The organism is Holdemania massiliensis AP2, from assembly GCF_000327285.1.
GTDB classification, from domain to species: Bacteria; Bacillota_I; Bacilli_A; order Erysipelotrichales; family Erysipelotrichaceae; genus Holdemania; species Holdemania massiliensis.
The window spans coordinates 210,198-230,909 of sequence record NZ_HE998570.1 but is presented as its reverse complement, the minus strand read 5'-3'; the positions used below and the strand labels follow the sequence as shown (position 1 = coordinate 230,909).

The window sequence follows — 20,712 nt, the reverse complement described above, 5'->3', positions numbered from 1 at the left end:
GTTGCTTCCGGCAGTCGGATCAGCTCCGATTCCATGCCGACCTGCGCGCAGGCTTTTTCCTTGCCGGTGACATACGAAAGCGACGCCGGATTATTGCCGACCAGAATCACCGCCAGCTTCGGCATCCGCGCTTCCGCGCCGCGCAGCGCTTCCATCTGCTCACTCAGCTGAGCGCGAATGTCTTTTGATACCTCAGAACCATAAATCACCTGGGCCATGCTTTTCCTCCTTTTCAGACTATTTGTCTGTTTCCTTCTTTGTTTTTTTGAACAGGATGGCTAAAATAATTCGCTGCTGTCCAGAATCAAGGTCACCGGACCGTCGTTCAGCAGCCGCACTTTCATCTCCGCCCCGAAAATTCCCGGTTTTACAACCAGCCCTTGGCGGCGCAGCGCTTCATTGAAATGATCGTACAGCGGACTGGCCAGTTCCGGCCGGGCCGCCTGATCAAAGCTTGGCCGCCGGCCTTTTCTGCAGTTGGCGTACAAGGTAAACTGCGAAATCGACAGCACCTGGCCTCCGATCTGTTCAATCGCTAAATTCATTTTACCATTTTCATCTTCAAAAATGCGCAGATCATGAACTTTAGCCGCCATTTTTTCTGCGGTTTCTTCAGTATCGCCCTCGGTGATGCCCACCAAAAGCAGATAACCGCCTTCAATTTCATTATAAAGCTGTCCGTCTATCGCAACAGAGGCTTCCTTGACACGCTGCAAAACAATTCTCATTTCTTCATTTTCCAGTCAGTAATAAGCTTACTGATTTTTTCCTTTCTCTTTTATCCTTTTTCATTATAGCGGAAAACTGAACCGCCGCAAGGAGTGAGAAGCATGTTGGAAAGAGAAAAAGTCCTCCGCTCAGGAAGACTTCCAGCAGCCATGATCCATTTGTTCCCGCAGTGAGTCAAACGCGTCCGGCGCTAACGGCGGGGAATAATAATAACCTTGAATTCGATCACAGCCAATCTCGCACAGGAAGGCCGCCTGATCGGCATGCTCAACCCCTTCAGCCACAATTTCGAGGTTTAAGTTTTTGGCCAGTGCGATGATGCCTTCAATCACCACCCGGCTGCGATGATCCAGCACCTCTGGAAAAAAGACCCGATCCAGTTTGATTGCGTCGATCTCAAACTCTTTTAATAAACCCAATGAAGAATAGCCGGATCCGAAATCATCCAATGAACAGGTAAAACCCGCCTGATGGATTTGATGGACGATCTGTTTGACGCGCTCAATGGAGGGTTCATCAAAGAAGATTGATTCCGTAATTTCCAACTCGATGAGGCTGGGATCGACCTGATACCGGGCCGCAAGCGTCTGCAGGCGGCTCAGAAAATCGAAGTTCTTAAAATGATGGCGCGACAGATTAACCGAAATCGGTATCTGCTTTTTTCCAGCTTTCTGCCAGGCGGCCAGCTGCATGCACACGTGTTCAAATACAAAGTAGTCCAGCTGTACGATCAACCCGTTATTTTCAAAAACTGAGATGAATTGAGCCGGGGAAATCATGCCCTTCTCCGGATGCTTCCAACGAATCAACGCTTCCGCGCCAGCCACCTGTTCCTTTTGCGGATCCACCTTCGGCTGCAGGACAATCATAAACTGCCCGCTGCGCAAGGCTTCGGGAAAAGCTTCGGCCAGGGCATGTTCATGTCGGAGCGCATCAATTAGCTGCTGATCGTACTGACAGATCAGCAATTCCTGTTTTTTCGCACTCCAGCAAGCGGTCTTAGCCCGTCCCAGCATGACCTGAATATCCTGCGAAGGGCTTTCTATCGCATAAAAACCGGCATTAAAGGTCAGGGAAAAGCCGATTTTCTGTTCGGTCAGCTTCGCCTGAACCGCTTTTTGAAGCTGAATCATCCGCGCCCTCAGCTGTTCAAGATCCTGTCCGCGGACTAACAAGGCGAAATGATCAGCCTCAATCCGGCCGGCCAGCTCCGGTTCCGCAATTGAGTCCTGAAGACATTCCATGAAGATTTTCAGCACTTGGTTGCCTATTTCGCTGCGGTAGTTTTCGTTAATCAGCTTAAAATGCTTTAAATTAATAAACAGAATCGACTGTCCCGAACAGCCTGCCGTTTCCAGCCTGCGCTGGCACAGCATCTGAAAGCCAGAATGATTCAGCGCGCCGGTCAAGGCGTCCACAAACGCAATTTCACTCAGACGGCGGCGGTGTTTCCACCCGCGGTACAGACTCAGCAATAAGATCAGCGCGCAGAAGACTAACAGCAGCGCCAAAACGACACAATTCCAGAAAGCATACAAATCGACTTCCCGCGACATGTACGCTGCCGGCACCAAGGTCAGCAGCACCCATTTACCGTTTTGAATCGGAATGTAGGATAAGACCAATTCGGACTGATCGCGGGCTGTAAACTGGATTACGCCGCGTTCTCCCCGCTGCATTCGCTGCTGCATCTGTTTGATCTCGGAGATGACCTTCGCATCCCGTTTTTCTACAAAGATCTCATCCAGCTTCATAAAGGGATCTAACGAAGTCGGTGAAATGATCACCTTCCCCTGGGTATCGGCAATGCAGGACAGACTTTCACCGCCGAAACTCTGTGACTGGATCATCCGCTGAATTCGCTGCTGGGACATCCTGCCGGTCAGCTGATGTTCGTCATCTATCGGAATGGTCACTTCAATTTGCTGATTTTCACAGAGATGGACACCGGCTTCCGCTTCACCTTGCTGAATGCTCAGCGTATCAAATTCGAACAAATCCGCGGCGCTCAACAAAAAAGCCGGACGCCGGGCCTCCGTTTCATGTTCCAGATGTTCTTTGACCAATTCCAGATTCTGCTGCATAGCCTGAAGCTTCTCATCAATTCGGTAGGCGTTCTGCAGCGCGACATCCGCGAGGTAGCTCTGCGTCTTTCGATCAATGGCCATCCGCAGCCGCTGCATCAGGAGAATGATCCCCAGCAGCACCGCTGCGAAAACAAGAATCTGCCCAAGAATTTCCCATTTCTCATTCCGGTTCAGTCCCTGTTCAAGCTCGCCGAAAATCCGTTTAGTTCTCATAACCCATCCCTCTCTTTTTTTATTGTATAGGACGCAGAATTGACCAACAAGACCAAATCTGTGCACATAACCATAAAGGTCAGCTGAAATATGTTATAATTTTAAACCGAGGTGATGTTCATTGACTACTTCGTTGTCCCGGCCCGCTCAATTGGCCAAGACGCTGCGTCAGGAAATCCTAACCGGGCGATTAGTTCCCGGTCAAAAGCTGATGTCAATTCAGGATCTCAGTCAGATGTATCAGGTCAGCGTGCGGACCGTGCGGGAAGCGCTGGCTTTGCTGGAACAAAGCGGGTATCTCCAATGTCAGAGCCGCCGCCGGGCAGTCATCCTCAGCGGACCGACGCCCCAAACTGCTCAGCTGATTGAGGAAACGCTGCGGCAGCGCGATCAGTTCAGCGATGGTTACCGGACAATTCGGCGGCTGCTTCCGCTGCTGCTGTGGCAAAGCCGGCTGATGATGGACAAAAATGAATTCGATGATTTCTTCCGCTACAATCAGAAGATGATACGCTGGAAAGGTGATAACTCCTGGCTGCTTTCAGCCGCGCTGTTTCATGGTTTGTTAAACTATTCAGGCAACAGTCTATTTCTCGATTTGTACCGCGGTCTGGAACAGCAGTGTCTGATTCCCGTCATTCCCGGCATGCAGCATCCTTACGAAGTTCTCGCGCGCAATCCGCAAAGCCGTGATTTTTCGCTCCTGCTTCAAGGCTTGCAGGATCACAATGTTTCATTCCTTCAGGAAAGAATCGACAGAATGATCGAGAACATTCAGCAGGCAGTTTGTCATTATATCCAGGTTTTATCCGCGGCTGTTTCACAGATACCTGAGCCGGTCTTTCACTTTCACTGGCAAACCGGCTCCGCCTTTCATACCCAAGCCAAAAGCCGGCAGATTGCTCAGGCGCTGATTCTGGATATTTTGAGCGGGAAATTGCAGCCCAACACCTTTTTGCCTTCTGAAAAAGTTATGGCCTCGCAATGGAACGTTTCTGCCGACACGCTGCGCCGCAGCCTGCATTATCTGCGCCAGCTTCAGTTTATCCAAACCATAAACGGCAAAGGCTCATTGATCTGCAGTCCGCACCTGAATCATTTCAATCCGCTGGCCAGTCCGGAAATCCGGCGGAACTCACTGACATATCTGCAGGCGCTGCAGCTGCTTTGCCTGCTCTGTGTGCCTTCCGCTCTGGACGCGGCAGCCGCGCTTCACGCTGCCGCCCGGGAAGCAGCCGTTTCCGCTATTCTGAATGCACCGCATCCCCTTACAGCGCTGATTGATTTCCTGCTCGCGCGCCAGACCTCGCCCACGATGGAAGCAATTCTGCGTCAGGTGCTTCAATTGATTTATGCCGGCAGTCCTTATCTGCATCATGCCCGAAAGCTGCCCGGCGGATCGGTAACCCCGGATGCCGGCTACCTTCTCCATCAAACGCTGGACGCACTGAAACAAAATCAGATCCCGGCCTATGCTCAGTCAATTTATCAATGCTTTCTTCTGTTATTCAGGGAATCCCGGACCTTTCTGATTCAGGCGGGAGTCAGTGAAGCGAAGCGGCTGCAGCTGCCGGACACGCTGCCGCTGACCCTTCTCAGTGAAACAAATCCCAAATTACGGGAGTTTCCTAATTCCCCTTCTGATGCTAAAATAAGATGAAGGAGTTGATCGCATGAAACAGCCGTTAGCCTTTCGGATGCGCCCGGAAACTTTGGACGAGGTGATCGGACAGCAGCATCTCATCGGACCAGGACAGGTAATCCGGCGCTGTATTGAACAGGGCCGGTTGTTTTCGATGATCTTTTACGGCCCTCCGGGAACAGGCAAAACTACCTTGGCTTCGGTGCTGGCCAACGAGCTGCGGCTGCCTTACCGTCTGTTCAATGCGGTGACCGGCAATAAAAAAGAACTCGATACCATCTTTGAGGAAGCCAAGTTCTATGACGGACTGGTTTTAATCATTGACGAAGTTCATCGCTTAAATAAAGATAAGCAGGATCTGCTTTTGCCGCATGTGGAAAGCGGCCGGATTCTCTTAATCGGCGCGACAACCTCCAATCCGACAATGGCGATCAATCCGGCGATTCGTTCCCGCTGTCATCTGTTTGCGATTAAGCCGCTGGAAACGGCTGATATCATCGCGGCGCTCAATCGGGCGGCAGCCAGTGAAAAAGGATTAAACGGTGAAGTCAGCCTGGAACCGGAGGCCGCAGAACTGATCGCCAGTTATTGCGGCGGCGATATCCGCTATGCTTTAAATGTGCTGGAGCTGTGTGCGATTGCCAGTGATGAACCGCAGATCAGCCCTCAGCTGGTGCGGCAGTATGTGCAGCGGCCGGTTCGCGGCATCGACAAAGACGGCGACGGTCATTACGACGCAGTCAGTGCCTTTCAGAAAGCCATCCGCGGCAGTGACGTCGACGCCTCTTTATATTATCTGGCCCGGCTGATTCAGGCCGGCGACATGGATTCCATTGAACGGCGCCTGTTAGTCATTGCTTATGAAGATATCGGGCTGGGCAATCCCGCTGCCGTAGCGCGCACAATTTCCGCGATTGATGCCGCTAAGCGCGTCGGTTTCCCGGAAGGCATGATACCGTTGGGCGTCGCGGTGATCGACCTGGCGCTCTCCCCCAAGTCTAAATCTGGGGAGCTGGCCATTCAGGCCGCAATGGCCGAAGCGGAAGCCAGCGATCCACCAGTTCCCGCTTATCTGCGGTTTACCCCGGTCGGCATGAAGGAAGAAGACAAATACCCATATGATCGGCCGGATCTGTGGCATAAAATACAATACCTGCCGGATGCCCTTCGTACAAAACGCTTCTATCAGCCGCAGACCTCCTCAGCCTACGAAAAACAGCTGGCGGCCAACTACGAATCCTTGAAGCGTTATGCCCGATCTAAGAATCTGGCGGAATTAAAACACGGAAAATAATTCGACTGATTCTGAGGCTTTCCTTTTCCAGATCCGCTGCTCTGCCCGCCTGACGTCTTCTATAGGCGTCCGGTTTTTTTTTCGGTGTTTTTTCAGTGTATTCTTACTGCGGCCTGAAACAAAAATGCAAGCGGTGTCAGAAGAAAATTGAAGGTTAATAAAAATAATATTTTTACCTTTTTTGAGATCGTTTACCATTGATATCCAAAATGAGAAACCTGACAAAAATGTCATTTTGTCTGGCAGCCAACTCAGAAAAAAGGTATTTTTCTAGTCATTTTTGAAGAAGTGTCTACGGAATTCTTAAATTTTTATGAATTTCCTGAAAAGAAAAACGAAGGAATTTTCTCCCATTTTTAACAAAAAGGCCTTCAAATGTGGGATTTTCATGTGAATTCTGTGAAAATTTCCTTATTCAATTTGCCATCGAAATTATTTCATTATACAATAATCATGGTCGTGAACCGAAGGAGGAAATTATGACTCAAAAACATAAAGCTCTTTCCAGTTCATTAACGATCGTTACCTTGCTTACATGCTTCACCACTGCGGCGCTCACTTCTCCGATTCGAGCCGAGGGTGAATCCGAAGCAGACGTCAAGCCAACGATCCGTCTGGAAATTAACGACCTGAATGCCGCTGATAAAATTAAAACAGCGTTATTTCAGGAAGCCGCTGTCAGTGTTCCGGCTGAAGCAACAACGCTGATGGCCCCGGCCGCTGATCTGACGAATGCCGAAATTAAAATCGATCAGTTAGACCTAAGCAAATTAGGTCCTCAGGATGTCATGGTTCATTTGACGCTGAACAACAGCGCAGCGCAGAACAGTCTGCAGACAACCTTGTCGCGTGAAGTGACCCTGGACATTCAGGATACAACGGCTCCTGTCATTGAACTCAAGTATCCGCACATCCGCTTGGAATACGAAGAAGAATGGAATCCGCTCGACTGGGTCGAATCGGTTTCCGACAACAGTCTGGAGCCGTTAGACATCCAGCAGCTGTGGGTTGAAAATTATGTCGATGCTTCCATCAGCGGTGAATATGAAGTTTATTTCTCCATCGCTGACGCTTCCGGCAATGTCGGTTCTGCAACGCTGGGAGTTCAGGTGAAGGAAAAACCGAAACCGAAGTCCAGCGGCATTGTGGCCGGCGACGCGATTACATCCATGTTGAATTTGATCAACAACGCCCGTGCTGATGCCGGATTGGATCCGTTATCTCTGGGTGATGAAAATGCGCAGGCAGCCATCGGTGTCCGTGCTTCGGAGGCTGCGGGTTACGTTTCGCATAAACGCCCGGATGGTTCCCATTATAAAACGGCGTTTGACGAATATGGTGTTTCTTACAGTCATCCGCTGGAAATTCTGACTTACTCGGGCAGTACCGTTCAGGATAAATTTAACTGGTGGATGAATTCCTCCGGTCATCGTTCAATCATTCTCAGCAGCAGCTCAACCAAAATTGCGATCGGTTATTCCGGCAAGATGTGGGCCGCGATCGCCTATCAGTAATTCACTTAAAAACCGGATGGCTTTCTCAAGAAAGTTGTCCGGTTTTTTTTATTCACAAAATTTTTTACTGCCAGCGATTTTAATCTTTTTGAACTGCCGGATTATTTTGCCGCCTGTTGGGCCCGGGCCAAAGCCTCGGCGACAGAGGCGACTGAGCAGGAAGCCTGACTTTGAATCGCGGAAGCGGCATGATCCATGCAATAGCTCAGCGGAATGACTTTAAACATGGACAGATCGTTTTCATTATCACCGACAACCGCAATCTCCTCGCGGCAGATCCCCATCGCCTCCGCCAGTTCCAGAATTCCGCTGCCCTTGTTGATGCCAATCGGACTGACGTCCAGCATATCCGCATCGGACGCCGCAATTTCAAACCGGCTGTCAAACGCCAGGTGCAGCAGACGCGAAGCCTCACGATGCTGGCCGGGTTCCACAAACAGACTGATTTTTGAGCAGCGGCCGGAGCGGTAGGCAAAATCGGCGAATTCCAGCCGCCAGTTCTGACGGATTACCGGACTGCCCGGAGTTAAGCGCTGCGGATAATCATGTTCACCGCCAAAGCCGTAAGCACCGCCATCCTCTCCGCGAGTAATCAACGAACCGTTAATCCGATGCGTCTGGATAAAATCAGCCAGCTGCGCAAAGTCCGAGAACAACATCCAGTGCTCGCTGATCTTTTCACCTTCTTCATCCAAGACCACAAACCCATTCATCCCGATGGCCGCCACCGGAATCCCCAGCAAGCCGCTGATCATTTCTTGGGCATCCGCTCCCCGTGAGCTGGCAATCGCCACATGCCCTCCAGCCTTCACAAAAGCTTCCAACGCCTCTCGATTTTCATCACTGATCCCTGCCGACAGCTCGTTTCCGATTTTCAAAAGCGTTCCATCCAGATCAGTAACCAATAGTTTCAGCATTTGTTTTCCCCTTTCCTTCCGTAACTTTTTCCCTTTGCGATTTTCATTGTACCTGAATTATCATAAAAGAAAAAGAGGTTTTCCTCTTTCTCTAAAATTATGAACGCCGACGGCTCATCCGGCCAAAAGCTGCAATGAGAAACAAGCCCATAAAGAGCGCGAACACCGCCACGCTGAACAGATCCAGACCCTTTTGAATAATCGGCCAGGTCGTAGCTTTAAAGCTGATATCATTGACAGCCAGCTCTTTTTCCATAGCCTGACGAGCGATCTCCACGCCGTTTTTATTCAAAATCGCATAGGCCTGAATTGTTTGAGGATCATTTTCATTTTCAACGATGACACTGGCGCTGTACTGGCTTTCATCATCACCGCTCTGAGCCAGGATCTTGAAGTCATAGCTCATTTTAAAAGCTGCCGTAGCCCACAGCTGACCGCGTTTTTTTATTTCAATCGTCTTTTCTTCAAAGGCGGAAGCGGGAATGGTAATCTGCTTGTAATTCGCAAAGCCATAATCAAACAAGGTTCGAGTATCGGTATACCGGGCGTTCTTATTAGAATTTTTCAGCACCACGGCGATCAGGTTTACTCCGTCTTTGGACGCTGTCGTTACAATCGTATAGCCGGCATCCTCCGTCCAGCCGATCTTGCCGCCCGTTGCGTATTCATAGAAAAATTCGCCCTTTTTCAGCATATCGTTGCCGGAAGCAAAATACCGGACGTCCTTCTGTTTGTTGGTCGGCTGCATCTCATATTTAACCGTTCCGAAAATCTCCGCAAAATCTGGATTTTGAATTGCCATCCGCGTGATCATCGCCATATCGTAGGCGGTTGTGTAATGATCCTCATCCGGCAGTCCATGCGCGTTGGCAAAATGTGTGTTTTTCGAGCCGGCGGCCGCCGCGGCTTCATTCATCATTTCAGCAAATTCGTTCTGCGAGCCTCCGACAGCCTCGGCCAAAACATTGCTTGCATCATTAGCACTGGCCATAATCGCCGCATAACAAGCATCCTTCAGTGATAATTCTTCTCCATAGTCTAACCAGATGTGACTGGATTTCCGGTCAATGTTGTCAATCGCGGTATCCGTGGCCGTCAATGTCTGATCCAGACTGCCGCGGCTTAAAGCAAGGTAGACTGTCATAATCTTGGTGATGCTGGCAGGATAATGCCGTTCATCCGCATTTTTTTCATACAGAACCGCTCCGCTGTCGGCATCTATCAAAATCGCTGATTCTCCATCCAGCGTCAGTTCTTCTTCCGCTCGGACTGTTCCAATCGGAAAAATCGTCAAGACCAGCGCAAACGCCGCCAAACCTTTCGCCCATTTTCTCACGTGCATCCCACCTTCTGTTTTCTTTGGAAATATGCCCTTTCATTTTACACCAAAATCCAACGGACGGCGACAAAAAAAACTGACTTGATCACAAGTCAGTTTCAATCGGATTCCGCTTAGTTTTTAGAGCTGCGGCCTAAGATTCTCAGCACATACAGGAAAATATTAATGAAGTCGAGATACAGATCCAGCGCGGAATAGATGGAAATCTTATCCAGCATTTCCGGCTCGGATTCACAGGCATAATACATCGCTCTCATCTTCTGCATATCGTAAGCAGTCAAACCCAGGAACAGTCCGATCATGATATAGTTCATCACCATCGAAATGGCATCCAGATTGATGAACCAGCCGACAATCGTAATCACAATCATCGTGATCAGGCCCGCCATCAGAATCGGCCCCAATCCGCTTAAGTCCCGCTTGGTCGTCATGCCGATGACCGCCATGCTTCCAAACATCAGCGCGGTGAAGCCAAAAGCAATAAACATTGTGCTTAGTCCATAGGCCAGCGGCAGAATCGAGAAGGTGACGCCAGTCAGCGCCGAATACGCAAGAAACAAGATCTTGGCCGTCGACGGCTGCATTTTAGCCAGCTTGCCGGTCAGAAAAATAACCACGCCCAGCTGGGCAATCAGTAAGACAAACGGTGCCAGGGAAAACGAATAAATCGTCATCCACAAACCACTGAACAAGGTAACAAACGCCACCACAGCAGTGACCGCCAGACCCGCGGTCATCCATAAAAACGTATGCGTAAGATGCTGCGAAAGGCTGACTCCGCCTAAGGACGAAACAACTTCCTGATGATCCATAATAATTCCTCCTTTATTTCATCGTTATCGAAGACAACGCCGTCTCCGATCCGTTGTTAATAGAATACCACTCAATCACGCCGCGATCAATATCCAATACCGCCCGATACTTCGCTGCGGCCCGATCCAGTCCTTCTTCTTCATTGTCGTTGATATAACTGAGCTCATTCTCATCAAAGAAAAACAGCTCCTCCATTGCAATCCGGGAAAGGACGTTGGAGTAATACTCCGCTTCACAGATTTCCTGAACACTGGCTTCATTCATGTTTTCTGTTGCCAGTAAAATTTCGCTCCAATCGGAAGTGTCGTCATTGTTGAGTGAAAACTGATAGCGGACATGGGTTCCCGCGTAGCTTAAGGAATAGAACTCTGCCGCCGTAAAATCGTAACTGTCGGCTTCCCCTTCGGCATAGCCGTTCAGAAAACAATATTCAAACGGTTTAGCCAGCGGAATTTCCAGCGTTCCAATCCGCTCACCATTCTCATCATAGACAACCATTTCGCCATAAAAGAAATACGGTGTTCCATTATAAACCGCAAAATAAGTCTGATTGTTTTCCTCAGAAAGAATCAGCGGCTCAACTAGATCCGCATCCCCCTCCGTTTCAGCAATCAATCCTTTTGCGACCTGCTGGAACTGTTCGTCCTGAATCGACGCAATATAATCATACACCTTTCCTGCGGTCGGTTTGGATGTCTGCGGAGCGTTTCCGGCGATATTCGGCGTTGTCTTCGGCGCTGCTGTGCGGGAAGGCAAAAGGTTATAGACAACCGAGAAAGCGATTACCATTCCGACGATCACGATTATCGCCGCGACGGTTTTCTTGCCGCCCATTCCCTGTTCCTGCTGCATAATCCGATCGCGGCGGCCCTGACGATCCTCCTCTGCGCGGATATCCTCTGTTTTGGCAAACGCCTCAGCGCCGTCCGGTGTATCCAGCGGCGGAAACCACTGATCCAAAGCATCGGTAACCCGCTCAAAATCACCTTTGCGGCTGCAGATAATCTTATATTTCTTCTTTGGCCCAACATACAGCAGAATCATCGGATAAGTCCGGCCTTTCTGATAATAGCTTGTTTCCTCGACATGGTCGATGCTGCGGCGGTGCAGCGCGAAATTGGATCCGTATAAACCACTGACCAGCCAGTTTTTGCTCATCGAGATTTCCTTGGTAACCGCTTCAAATTCCTGATCTTCATCCAGTTCAATCCCCAGTTCTTCACACTGACGTTTCACCATTTTTCCAACTCGTGCATACGGCACCACGCCGACAAGACCGAAGATCAGAAAAATAAGCAAGAACATCAGTCCCATCGTTAAGATCATAATCAACATGGCTTCGATTCCCTGACCGGCACTCAGCAGCCCTAGGAAAACTGCCGCGCCTAAGAAAATGGCGCCCAACAGGCCCAGCGTGCGGAACATCCCGCGGCGGGCCAGCTTTTTAATTTGCTTCATTTATATCCCCCTCAATGGTGGTATTATATCGGAAACCGAAGCAAAAGAGTACACTCATTCCAGTAATTTCATTTCATTTTAAGAATTTTTTAATTTTTCATTCTTCTTGATTGTCCCTTCCCTGCCGAAAAACGCCGCCGGGCAATCTCCCGACGGCACTGATTCATGCGTCTGAATGTTGAATTTCAGCAACAACGGTTCGCCTGATATTGAAATAATAGTAAAGATAGACAAGAATTGAGGCGCCAATCCAACCTGCTGGATAACTAAAATAAACATTAAAGACATCGGATTTGATACTCATACTGACCGCCAGCCACAGCTGTCGGCAGCCAACCAGACCTAAGATAACGCACAGCATTACAGACTTTGATTTGCCAAAACCGCGGACAACTCCGGAAAAAATGTTATACATCGCATTGAACAGATAAAATGGCATGATTACCCGAATCATCGCTGAGGCATAAGCGACCACCTCTGCATCCCGGTTAAAGATTACCGCAATTCCCGGCGCCAGTATGAACAAGGCAAGGCTGGTCAGTCCTACCATAATCACCGAAATCCAAACGCTGATCCGAATCCCCTCCACCGCTCGTTTTTTCTTGTCCGCTCCATAATTCTGACCAATAAAGGTAGTGATGGCCACGCCCAGCGAGCTGCAGGACAATCCGGCAAATTTCTCCACTTTTTTTGCTACTCCGATTCCCGCCATGGCGGAAGAACCGAAACCATTCGTGTAGCGCTGCACGAACATATTGGAAATCGACGTGATGCTGGTCTGAATGCCCGCTGGAATTCCCAGCCTTAAAACCTCCGCCAAAATCGGCTGATTTAACCGTAATTTCCGAATTTCTAATTTGTAAACATCATGCGTCTTAATCATTTTTCTTAAGACCAGAATTACGGAAACCAACTGAGCTAAAGTTGTCGCCCAGCCAACGCCGGCCACGCCCATGTTAAATCCGCAGACAAACAGAAGATCAAGCACAATGTTGGTCATACTGGAAATTAACAAATAATAAAACGGACTGCTGGAATCCCCGACCGCTCTTAAAATTCCGGCGCCGACATTATAAATGGCGGTAAAGAGAATTCCAATCAGATATATCCGAAGATATTCCAAAGCGCTGGCATACACGTCCGGCGGACAGCTGATCAGCTGCAGCAGCTGCGGTGAGAGCCAGTAGCCAACCCCAGCCATGACGAAACCGAAGAGAAAGGCAAACAAAATCGTTGTATGAATTCCGTCGCTCAGCTTTTGATAATCCTTTTTACCAAACATCTGAGCGAAGAAAACACCGCCGCCGGAAGCCAGTCCGGTAAAAAAGCCCACAAGAAAATGAGAGATATCATTGGTTGAACTAACCGCCGCCAGCGCTGTTTTTCCAACGAAGTTGCCGACGACCAGCGAATCCACACTGTTGTATAAATTCTGAAACAACTGTCCGACAAAGATCGGAAGGGCAAACAGTAAAAGTTGTTTCCAGATCGATCCCTGCGTTAAATCCACGCTGCTTTTCTTTAATTGTTTTCCGCCATGCAAAAAGATGCGCCTCCTTTAATTTTCCTTCTGTTTTTCTCAACACCCAGCTTCATTATAATCAACCACGATTTTAACTTAATTCCAAAGTTTGAGGTCTGCTCAGCGCAATTTCGCAAAAAAAAAACTGCCGCAGCAGTTCTTTGTTTAATCATTGGCCGTTAAAAAATCCTGAACTCCGATGGCATTCAGCGCTCCTTGGGCAGATCGCAAACATTGATCCAGAAACTCATCGAGATTCTCAGCCATATCCCGTCCCAGCGCCAATTCCAGCACTAACGGCAGATTCGCACCGGCGAAAATCCGGCAGTGAGTATCGCTCAGCGCCCAAATGCAGGCATTATACGGCGTTGCGTTTTCCAAATCACAAAGACAGACCACCGGTATCTGCTGACTATGATAAAAGTCATATTTTTCTCTGATTTGAGCAGCCAAAGATTCTAATGACTCTCCTTCCCATAAGGAAAACGCTTCAACGAAGTCCAGGGGACCGGCGATCATCTCTGCGGATTTCTTCAATCCGGTTGAAAAGTCAGAATGCGAACAGATAAAAATTGCTAACATAAAAAGTTCCTTTCTTTTCACGTCCGCCAGGAAGGAACGGATCTTCATGATCATCGAAAAAAAACAGAAAGAACTCATGGGGTGTTGAAGTGACTTCGATAACAAGATTATCACTTCTGGGGATCTGTTTTGATTATAGCCCGTCGATTTTCAGATTGTCAATCCTGAATTTTAAGGTTTTCTCAACACTCTGCAAATGTATTATGCCTTTCTCCTGAATTGTTTTCCTGAGCTCAGCGCGTTAGAATATAACAAGAAAACATTACAATTCTAGATAGGAGTACGCCATCATGATTTTATTTGAGAAACAGATTCGGCTTCTGAATCTGCTGATTCTAACGGAAGGACCGGTTTCCGGCCACGTGCTGGGAAAAGAATGCGGCCAGAGCCTGAATACACTGAAAAAAGAAATCGAACTGCTTAACGATCAGCTTGAGAATGAGGGCTTTACCATTGCCTCCTGTCTGTCTCGCGGATATCAGATTGAAATTTTGGATTCTGATCAATTCCAGCGCTTCCGCCGCAAATTTCTGACTACGACGCATGCCCGGCATTTCTTTGCGACCGAACAGAAAGAACGGATTCATTTTCTTCTCCGCCAGCTTCTGACCAACGACGAAAAAATGACGATCAGTGATTTCGCTCAGACCTGCAACTGTTCCGCTTCCGTTATCAATCAAGACATGATTGAAATTAAAAAGATGCTGCGTCAATTTGATCTGCAGCTGGAGAATCACACCAACAACGGACTTCGTGTCTGCGGCAATGAGTGGAATAAACGCAATCTGCTGATCAATGAATTCCGTATTCTCAAGAATTATGATAATCATGTGCATCTTGATCAGGACTGCCGTATGATTCACCTTTTTATTCAAGATGAAGCGTATCAATGTGTCCGTACAGTCGTCCTGAATCAACTGAAGCAGGCAGAATTTCTCATTCCTTACCGTGATCTGGACAAGTTGATATTCATGGTTTTAATGAACACACTGCGTCGTCGCTATGAAAAACAAATTATCTTCAGTCCGGAAGTGATCGAAGTTCACAAACATATCATTCCTCAGGGTTATCCGTTAGCTCTTTCCATTCTGACACAAGTAGGCACGATCTATAATGTTCAGTATACGGAGAATGAAATTCTTTCGGTCGCGATTCTGCTGAACTGTTACCGTACCCTGGACGTCGAATCAGCCGCTCTGCTGAATCAAAAACTAGGCTTTGAAAAAACGATTCAATCCTGCATGCATCACCTAAAGGCCGTCTTTCATCTGGAAGCTTATTCCCTGCCGCTTTTTGAATCGGAATTCCGGCTGGCCATGACCACGTTTTTACTCCGTGAACAAATGAAACTCCATGTGGATGTCGATGCGGTTTCCAAATATCGGCTGGACGTCTATTTAAATAATTTTTGCCTGGTTCTGTTTGAACATTTGAAAAAAGCGGATTCTTTATTCTTCAATATCTATGATATTTATCGCTTTTATCCGGTTTTCAGCATTCTGCTCAGTGAAATCAACAAGCAGATTCATCGCACGGTCTTTGTCATTTCCAAAGATGGACTATCCTATTCCCGCTATTTATGTCATGCTTTGCGCAAGCTGAACACGGTCTTTGCGATTGAATACATTCCGATGGACTACCTGGAATATCTGTGTCTGGCCGATAAAAGCTGTGATTTTATCATTACCGACATCAGTAAGCAGGAATTTGATCTGGATCCGGAAAGGGTGCTGCGCATGCCGACCTATAACATTGCGCAGGATAAGAAAATCTACATCCATAAGATGAATAATCCTTTTTACTCACTGGAAATCAGCCGGTATTTTCAAGCTGAAGATATTACCTATCTGCAAAACGCTGCAACACGGGAGGCCGTCTATCATCAAATTGAAACGGAGATTCTGGCCGATATTCCCAACGCTCAGCAGTTTGTCCGGCGTTGTCAGCAGATGGAATCCATCATCAGTCCGGTTTGGGATAATCAATTGATTGTCCTCAATACGACTCAGGATCTGGTTGGAAAAACCTTCATCAAGGTTTTGGTCCTCGACAAACCGGTCAAATGGAAAAAACAGCTTTGTTCCATAATCGTTTTATACAACGTCAGGAACAATCATGTACTGTATTCCCAATACATCTGCGTCAAAATCCAAAAATTAATCAAGGAAAAAGGCTTAGTTTTGGATAAAGATCATCGTATCGATTATGCTACCTTAATCCGTATCATTAACAAATAATTGCGGTCAATACCCCTCAATTTGACAAATTGAGTTCCCTTTTCCTGAATGCTATGATGCAATCAGGAGGAGTAGAAAAAATGAAAGCGCATTCAGAGCAGTATTGTTTAACCCCGACCTATAAGCCGTTTTATATGATCGGATATAATTCGCCGCTGCGGGATCTGCCCGCTCAAGGCGTACATGACGATATTTATGTCACAACGACATTGCTGGACTTCAATGATCAGAAGTTGTTTTTGTTCAGCACTGACTGGCTCCATGTCGAGGATGAAATCGTCAGTGAAATCCGAGAACGGCTGCAAGCACAATTTAACCAGGATCCCAAACTGGTTCTAATCTCCGCGACGCATAATCATCAATCTGTCCGCGATCACATGCAATCAGCAAAAAGCGGCCAGTTCAATCAGGAATATCATGACCATGTTTTAGACTTGGCTGTCCGCGGCTATCAAGAGTGTTCAGCACAACTAGAAGAGGTAGAATGCTGGATGGGACGCAAGGTCATTCCGGGATATTACGGAAGCCGGATCATCTATGGGGAGCTGGCTGACAACGAAGTCATTCTGGTTGAATTCCGCAATGCTCAGAATCAGGTTGTCGCGGCAATCTGCAACTGGGCGGTCCATTCTACGGTGATTACCCCTGACAACGCTTTACTGACCGCGGAATTTGCCGGCAATGTCCGCCGCTTGCTGAAAGAGAGAAAAGGTTATGCGCCAGCCATGATCGTCGGCGCGGCCGGCGACTGCAGTACCCGCGCCACCCGTCAGGGCAATGATTTCAATGAACTGCAGCGCGTTGCCCAGGGCATGGCCGAGGAAATCAGTAAAATCGAAGTGAATGAAAAACTGGAGCTGGAATTTGAACGGATTGCCTCGACTGAACATCATGTCCGGTATCCGATTGACCACAAGGAAGTACAGAGAATCATTGACGCCAACGAAGAAGAATTAAAAACTTGTCAGGATTTTGACCGGCGGAAGATTTTAAATTCCATGATGAGCGGACTTCGCCGAAAACTAACGATGGATGAAGCCCGGGCTGACTGGTTTGCCGACACCCTTCGGCTGAAGGACATTGAAATTGTCGTCAGTCCCTGCGAGCTGGCGTCTAAATTCGGAAAGGAAATCAAACGTTTAAGTCCCGCTAAATGTTGCCTGATTTTCGGCTACACCAATGGCCGCGGCAGCTATTTATTCCCGAAGGAATATTACGGTTTAACGTTTGAAACGATCAGTTCCGGAATTCCGGCGGAAGAAGTCGAAAATTATATCAACAAAATCATTGCTATTTTATAAAAGGAGAAACGAATTATGATCAAGCTGATACGCAGTGACGACCGGCTGATACATGGCCAATGTGTAACTCAAATCGTCAAGCTTTACGCCATCCAGCACATCCTGGTCATTGACGACTTTACGGCGACCAACCCTTTTCTCAAACGAATTTTTGAGAAAGCTGTGCCGTCCAACATCACCGCTGAAGCGCTGACTTTCGACCAAGCGATTTCAGCCGCCAGAAAAGCCGTTGACAATGAAGTCAGCACGTTGATTCTGATGAAAACACCTTTAGTGATGCAGCGCCTGCTGGAAGCTGTGGAAGATCTTCCGAAAGATCTGAACATTGCATCACTAGCAGCCGGTCAGGATCGGACCGCCGTAACAAAATATGCCTATCTGACGCCGCAGGAAATCAGCGCCGTCAAACAGATGAGTGAAGACGGCGTCCATATTTGGTTCAGGCTGATCCCCACTTCACCATGCACCGAGTGGGATAGCATAAAAATGAATTACTGAGCAACCAAGGAGGGGAAAATTCATTATGACAGTATTTCAGGCTTTACTGCTGGCCGTTGCGTCCAGTATCTACGGACTTCCATTCTGGCGAGGCGGCTTTATTGACCAGTTTACCGGCAAGCCGCTGATCGTTGCCCTGATCATCGGCATCGTCATGGGCAATATCAAACAGGCGATGATCATCGGTTCTGTACTGCAGGCGATGTATATCGGCGTGATTGCCGTAGGCGGTATCCAATCCATGCCGTCGATTACCCGCTGTATCTGGTTTGCGCTGCCGCTGGCGATCATTTCCGGCGCCGACGCTGAATTTGCCGTCACACTCTGTGTTCCATTCAGCATGCTTGAAACTTTTATTACCCAGTTTCTAAGAACCTTAAACACCTACTTTCTGCACTCCGCTGACCGAAAGATCGACGAGGGGAAATTTGACAAGGCATACATCACTTATTATTACGGTTTAATCTTATCCACAGCCGTCAACTTCATTATCATTTTTGGTATGAATGTTCTGGGTTCCACCGTCATCCTGCAATACGCGGAACTGATCCCGGCATGGTTGTTGGGCTCAATGAAAATCTTTACAAAGATGGGCGCGGTTTTAGGCTTCGGTATGCTTCTGACCGGCCTCATCAAAAAGAACATTCAATTCTTATATTTTGTTTTCGGATTCGTTCTGTTTAAAGTGATGGGCTTAGATACCATTACCGTAACGATCATCGCCGGCGTTCTGGCTTATCTGTTATTTATCTGTACGGGAACAAAGAAGGAGGCTGAACATGTCTAATCCAAAATTAGATCAATTAGCCAATGATAATCGATGGCTGAGAAAAGTTCTGTTAGCGCATTATAACGTCGCCGGTGTCTGCTTCACCTTTGAACGCATGATGATGCCGGGCATGGCCAACATGTTTATTAAGATTCGTGAGGATCTCTATCCCGGAGATCCGGAAAAACAGAAAGAACTGATTAAAAATCATGCTGTATTCTATAATACACAGCCGAATTTAGGGGCGATTGTCCCAGGCGTGGTTCTGGGGTTGGAAATCGAACGGGCAAAAAACAATTCCATTGACAATGAATTGATCCAGAGTATCAAACAGGCGCTGGCCGGTCCCTTCGCCGGTATCGGTGATTCTTTAATTCAAGGCTTATTGATCCCGATTCTGCTCTCCATCGGGATCAGTCTGAGTGCCGACGGTTCCCCGTTGGGAGCCATTCTGGGTGTAGCCGTGTTCTTCGGAATCAATATCCCGCTGGTCTGGTTCTTATTTAAAACCGGTGTCAAAATGGGGATCAGCGGTGCTGAAAAGCTGATGGACAGCGATCTCAAAGACCGCGCAGTCAATGCGATTGAGATGCTGGGCATTATCGTGATCGGCGCTGTCGTTGCCAGTACGGCGAATGTGCAGACCGGATTGGCGATTACAGCCAGCGGCAGCACCACCAGTATCCAGAGCGTCATTGACAGTATTCTTCCAGGCTTGCTGACGATCCTGTCCACGGTTTTAATCTACTGGCTGATCAAGTACAAAAAAGGGCGTGCAATGCGGATTATGGTCGCCATGTTCTTAATTTCTGTCCTAGGCTACTTTACCGGTATCTTAATATAACTGTCAAATATTCTGTTTCAGGTTTGAAAAGGAAGCGGGCTGCCTTGCGCAGCTTCCTTCCTTTTCTAAAATAAGGAGGAGCTCGATGAAATTAATTGTCAAAGCCGATGATTATGGCTATACCCCCACCTACAATGACGGAACGATCAAAGCGATTGAAGAAGGCATTGTCACCACCGTGGATCTGATGCTGGACACGCCCGGTGTGGAAGACGCGATTGAGCGAATTAAAGCTTACCCGTGGATTTCGGTTGGCTGGCACAGCGGTCATTACTGGGGTGTTCCGGCCGCCGATCCGAAACTTGTTCCGTCTATGGTCAATGCCGAAGGCCGGTTTAAATTCCGCCATGATCCCAAAGCAAAAGAAACCGTTGATTTTCATGAGGCGCTGATTGAACTGCGGGCTGAGGTGGAACGCTGCATCCGACTGCTGGGACGGGCTCCGGATTCCACGCGGCTGCACGGAACAGGGCCGTTGGATGAAGCCAAGAAAATCATCTGTGAGGAATACGGTATTCCTTATGATTATATTTATAACGTTCGTGACGGCGTTGCTTTGAACGAACCGACACAATTTCAGCAGGCGCGGATCATTACGGTCGGTGATCGCCGCAAGTATATCGGCTGCGGCAAGGAAGACTGCAGTCTGTTTGCGGATTACAATCCTGTCCGTTGGTATAAGGAAACCGTGAATCCCGCTTGGGAAGGAGCTTACATCACAGCCTGGCATCCAGGATTTCTGGATGATTACATCGTGCAGGAGTCCTCGTTTACCGCCTGCCGGCCGCGCGATGTTTGGGCCTTGTGCGCACCGGAGCTGAAGGCTTGGATCAGGGACTCAAAGATCGAGCTCGTATCGTTGCGGGATGCGCTATATGACCGGCACGATTATCAGAATCATCTGAAAGTAATCGGCAGTGATCTGGCTGTTCAATCCGGCAAGGAGGTCTGAT

18 protein-coding genes are annotated in these 20,712 nt (G+C 48.2%); 9 read left to right on the top strand and 9 right to left on the bottom strand.

All coding sequences use genetic code 11. The features are described from left to right. The 3 genes from BN162_RS15245 to BN162_RS15235 form a co-directional block, all read right to left on the bottom strand. Positions 1-218: tetrahydrofolate dehydrogenase/cyclohydrolase catalytic domain-containing protein (locus BN162_RS15245; RefSeq protein ID WP_040452277.1), on the bottom strand; the 218-nt coding region annotated here is incomplete at its 3' end. Positions 219-278: 60 nt separating this feature from the next. Next, a complete protein-coding gene (gene dtd / locus BN162_RS15240) occupies positions 279-728 on the bottom strand; it encodes a D-aminoacyl-tRNA deacylase (protein WP_020225996.1) in 450 nt (149 codons plus the stop codon). Between the two features lie 129 nt (positions 729-857). Then, positions 858-3,029, bottom strand: a complete 2,172-nt coding sequence (locus BN162_RS15235) for a putative bifunctional diguanylate cyclase/phosphodiesterase (protein ID WP_020225995.1) — start codon at positions 3,027-3,029, stop codon at positions 858-860. Positions 3,030-3,150: 121 nt separating this feature from the next. On the opposite strand from BN162_RS15235, the gene BN162_RS15230 reads away from it, so the two are divergent. The 3 genes from BN162_RS15230 to BN162_RS18135 all read left to right on the top strand — a co-directional run bounded on the left by BN162_RS15230 (position 3,151) and on the right by BN162_RS18135 (position 7,479). Next, a complete protein-coding gene (locus BN162_RS15230; protein WP_020225994.1) occupies positions 3,151-4,689 on the top strand; it encodes a GntR family transcriptional regulator in 1,539 nt (512 codons plus the stop codon). A gap of 13 nt (positions 4,690-4,702) precedes the next feature. Next, positions 4,703-5,965, top strand: coding sequence for a replication-associated recombination protein A (locus BN162_RS15225; RefSeq protein WP_020225993.1), 1,263 nt, complete (start codon positions 4,703-4,705; stop codon positions 5,963-5,965). Between the two features lie 479 nt (positions 5,966-6,444). Further along, a complete protein-coding gene (locus BN162_RS18135; RefSeq protein WP_020225992.1) occupies positions 6,445-7,479 on the top strand; it encodes a CAP domain-containing protein in 1,035 nt (344 codons plus the stop codon). A 101-nt stretch (positions 7,480-7,580) separates the two neighbouring features. Here BN162_RS18135 and BN162_RS15215 read toward each other — a convergent pair whose 3' ends face one another. From BN162_RS15215 to BN162_RS15190, 6 genes are all read right to left on the bottom strand, one after another. Beyond that, complete coding sequence (locus BN162_RS15215) at positions 7,581-8,396, bottom strand: HAD-IIB family hydrolase (RefSeq protein ID WP_020225991.1); 816 nt, start codon at positions 8,394-8,396, stop codon at positions 7,581-7,583. Between the two features lie 97 nt (positions 8,397-8,493). Beyond that, a complete protein-coding gene (locus BN162_RS15210) occupies positions 8,494-9,732 on the bottom strand; it encodes a D-alanyl-D-alanine carboxypeptidase family protein (protein ID WP_020225990.1) in 1,239 nt (412 codons plus the stop codon). 116 nt (positions 9,733-9,848) lie between these two features. After that, complete coding sequence (locus BN162_RS15205) at positions 9,849-10,547, bottom strand: Bax inhibitor-1/YccA family protein (RefSeq protein WP_020225989.1); 699 nt, start codon at positions 10,545-10,547, stop codon at positions 9,849-9,851. A gap of 13 nt (positions 10,548-10,560) precedes the next feature. Then, complete coding sequence (locus tag BN162_RS15200) at positions 10,561-12,006, bottom strand: phage holin family protein (protein ID WP_020225988.1); 1,446 nt, start codon at positions 12,004-12,006, stop codon at positions 10,561-10,563. A gap of 163 nt (positions 12,007-12,169) precedes the next feature. Beyond that, a complete protein-coding gene (locus BN162_RS15195; RefSeq protein WP_020225987.1) occupies positions 12,170-13,549 on the bottom strand; it encodes an MATE family efflux transporter in 1,380 nt (459 codons plus the stop codon). Between the two features lie 144 nt (positions 13,550-13,693). Then, positions 13,694-14,110: a PTS sugar transporter subunit IIA gene (locus BN162_RS15190; RefSeq protein ID WP_167540027.1), complete on the bottom strand. Its 417-nt coding sequence runs from the start codon at positions 14,108-14,110 to the stop codon at positions 13,694-13,696. Positions 14,111-14,400: 290 nt separating this feature from the next. On the opposite strand from BN162_RS15190, the gene BN162_RS15185 reads away from it, so the two are divergent. The 6 genes from BN162_RS15185 (at position 14,401) to BN162_RS15160 (ending at position 20,711) form a co-directional block, all read left to right on the top strand. Beyond that, positions 14,401-16,347 carry a helix-turn-helix domain-containing protein gene (locus tag BN162_RS15185; protein ID WP_020225985.1) on the top strand — a complete coding sequence of 649 codons (1,947 nt, stop codon included), beginning with the start codon at positions 14,401-14,403 and terminating at the stop codon, positions 16,345-16,347. An 80-nt stretch (positions 16,348-16,427) separates the two neighbouring features. Further along, positions 16,428-17,648: a hypothetical protein gene (locus BN162_RS15180; RefSeq protein WP_020225984.1), complete on the top strand. Its 1,221-nt coding sequence runs from the start codon at positions 16,428-16,430 to the stop codon at positions 17,646-17,648. 15 nt (positions 17,649-17,663) lie between these two features. Further along, positions 17,664-18,146, top strand: coding sequence for a PTS sugar transporter subunit IIB (locus tag BN162_RS15175; protein WP_020225983.1), 483 nt, complete (start codon positions 17,664-17,666; stop codon positions 18,144-18,146). Between the two features lie 25 nt (positions 18,147-18,171). Next, positions 18,172-18,933: a PTS sugar transporter subunit IIC gene (locus BN162_RS15170; protein ID WP_020225982.1), complete on the top strand. Its 762-nt coding sequence runs from the start codon at positions 18,172-18,174 to the stop codon at positions 18,931-18,933. After that, entirely contained in the window at positions 18,926-19,759 is an 834-nt protein-coding gene (locus BN162_RS15165) for a PTS system mannose/fructose/sorbose family transporter subunit IID (RefSeq protein ID WP_020225981.1), read from the top strand. The genes BN162_RS15170 and BN162_RS15165 overlap by 8 nt, the downstream gene beginning before the upstream one ends. A gap of 85 nt (positions 19,760-19,844) precedes the next feature. Continuing rightward, on the top strand, positions 19,845-20,711 hold the full coding sequence (locus tag BN162_RS15160) for a ChbG/HpnK family deacetylase (RefSeq protein ID WP_020225980.1): 867 nt from the start codon (positions 19,845-19,847) through the stop codon (positions 20,709-20,711). The last annotated feature ends 1 nt before the right edge of the window (position 20,712 follow it).

Bases quoted from the DNA above. Each gene is read 5' to 3' on its own strand.
- dtd (WP_020225996.1), bottom strand. From the start codon at position 728: ATGAGAATTGTTTTGCAGCGTGTCAAGGAAGCCTCTGTTGCGATAGAC.
- BN162_RS15235 (WP_020225995.1), bottom strand. From the start codon at position 3,029: ATGAGAACTAAACGGATTTTCGGCGAGCTTGAACAGGGACTGAACCGG.
- BN162_RS15170 (WP_020225982.1), top strand. From the start codon at position 18,172: ATGACAGTATTTCAGGCTTTACTGCTGGCCGTTGCGTCCAGTATCTAC.
- BN162_RS15205 (WP_020225989.1), bottom strand. From the start codon at position 10,547: ATGGATCATCAGGAAGTTGTTTCGTCCTTAGGCGGAGTCAGCCTTTCG.
- BN162_RS15180 (WP_020225984.1), top strand. From the start codon at position 16,428: ATGAAAGCGCATTCAGAGCAGTATTGTTTAACCCCGACCTATAAGCCG.
- BN162_RS15215 (WP_020225991.1), bottom strand. From the start codon at position 8,396: ATGCTGAAACTATTGGTTACTGATCTGGATGGAACGCTTTTGAAAATC.
- BN162_RS15165 (WP_020225981.1), top strand. From the start codon at position 18,926: ATGTCTAATCCAAAATTAGATCAATTAGCCAATGATAATCGATGGCTG.
- BN162_RS15225 (WP_020225993.1), top strand. From the start codon at position 4,703: ATGAAACAGCCGTTAGCCTTTCGGATGCGCCCGGAAACTTTGGACGAG.
- BN162_RS15160 (WP_020225980.1), top strand. From the start codon at position 19,845: ATGAAATTAATTGTCAAAGCCGATGATTATGGCTATACCCCCACCTAC.
- BN162_RS15185 (WP_020225985.1), top strand. From the start codon at position 14,401: ATGATTTTATTTGAGAAACAGATTCGGCTTCTGAATCTGCTGATTCTA.
- BN162_RS15175 (WP_020225983.1), top strand. From the start codon at position 17,664: ATGATCAAGCTGATACGCAGTGACGACCGGCTGATACATGGCCAATGT.
- BN162_RS15200 (WP_020225988.1), bottom strand. From the start codon at position 12,006: ATGAAGCAAATTAAAAAGCTGGCCCGCCGCGGGATGTTCCGCACGCTG.
- BN162_RS15190 (WP_167540027.1), bottom strand. From the start codon at position 14,110: ATGTTAGCAATTTTTATCTGTTCGCATTCTGACTTTTCAACCGGATTG.
- BN162_RS18135 (WP_020225992.1), top strand. From the start codon at position 6,445: ATGACTCAAAAACATAAAGCTCTTTCCAGTTCATTAACGATCGTTACC.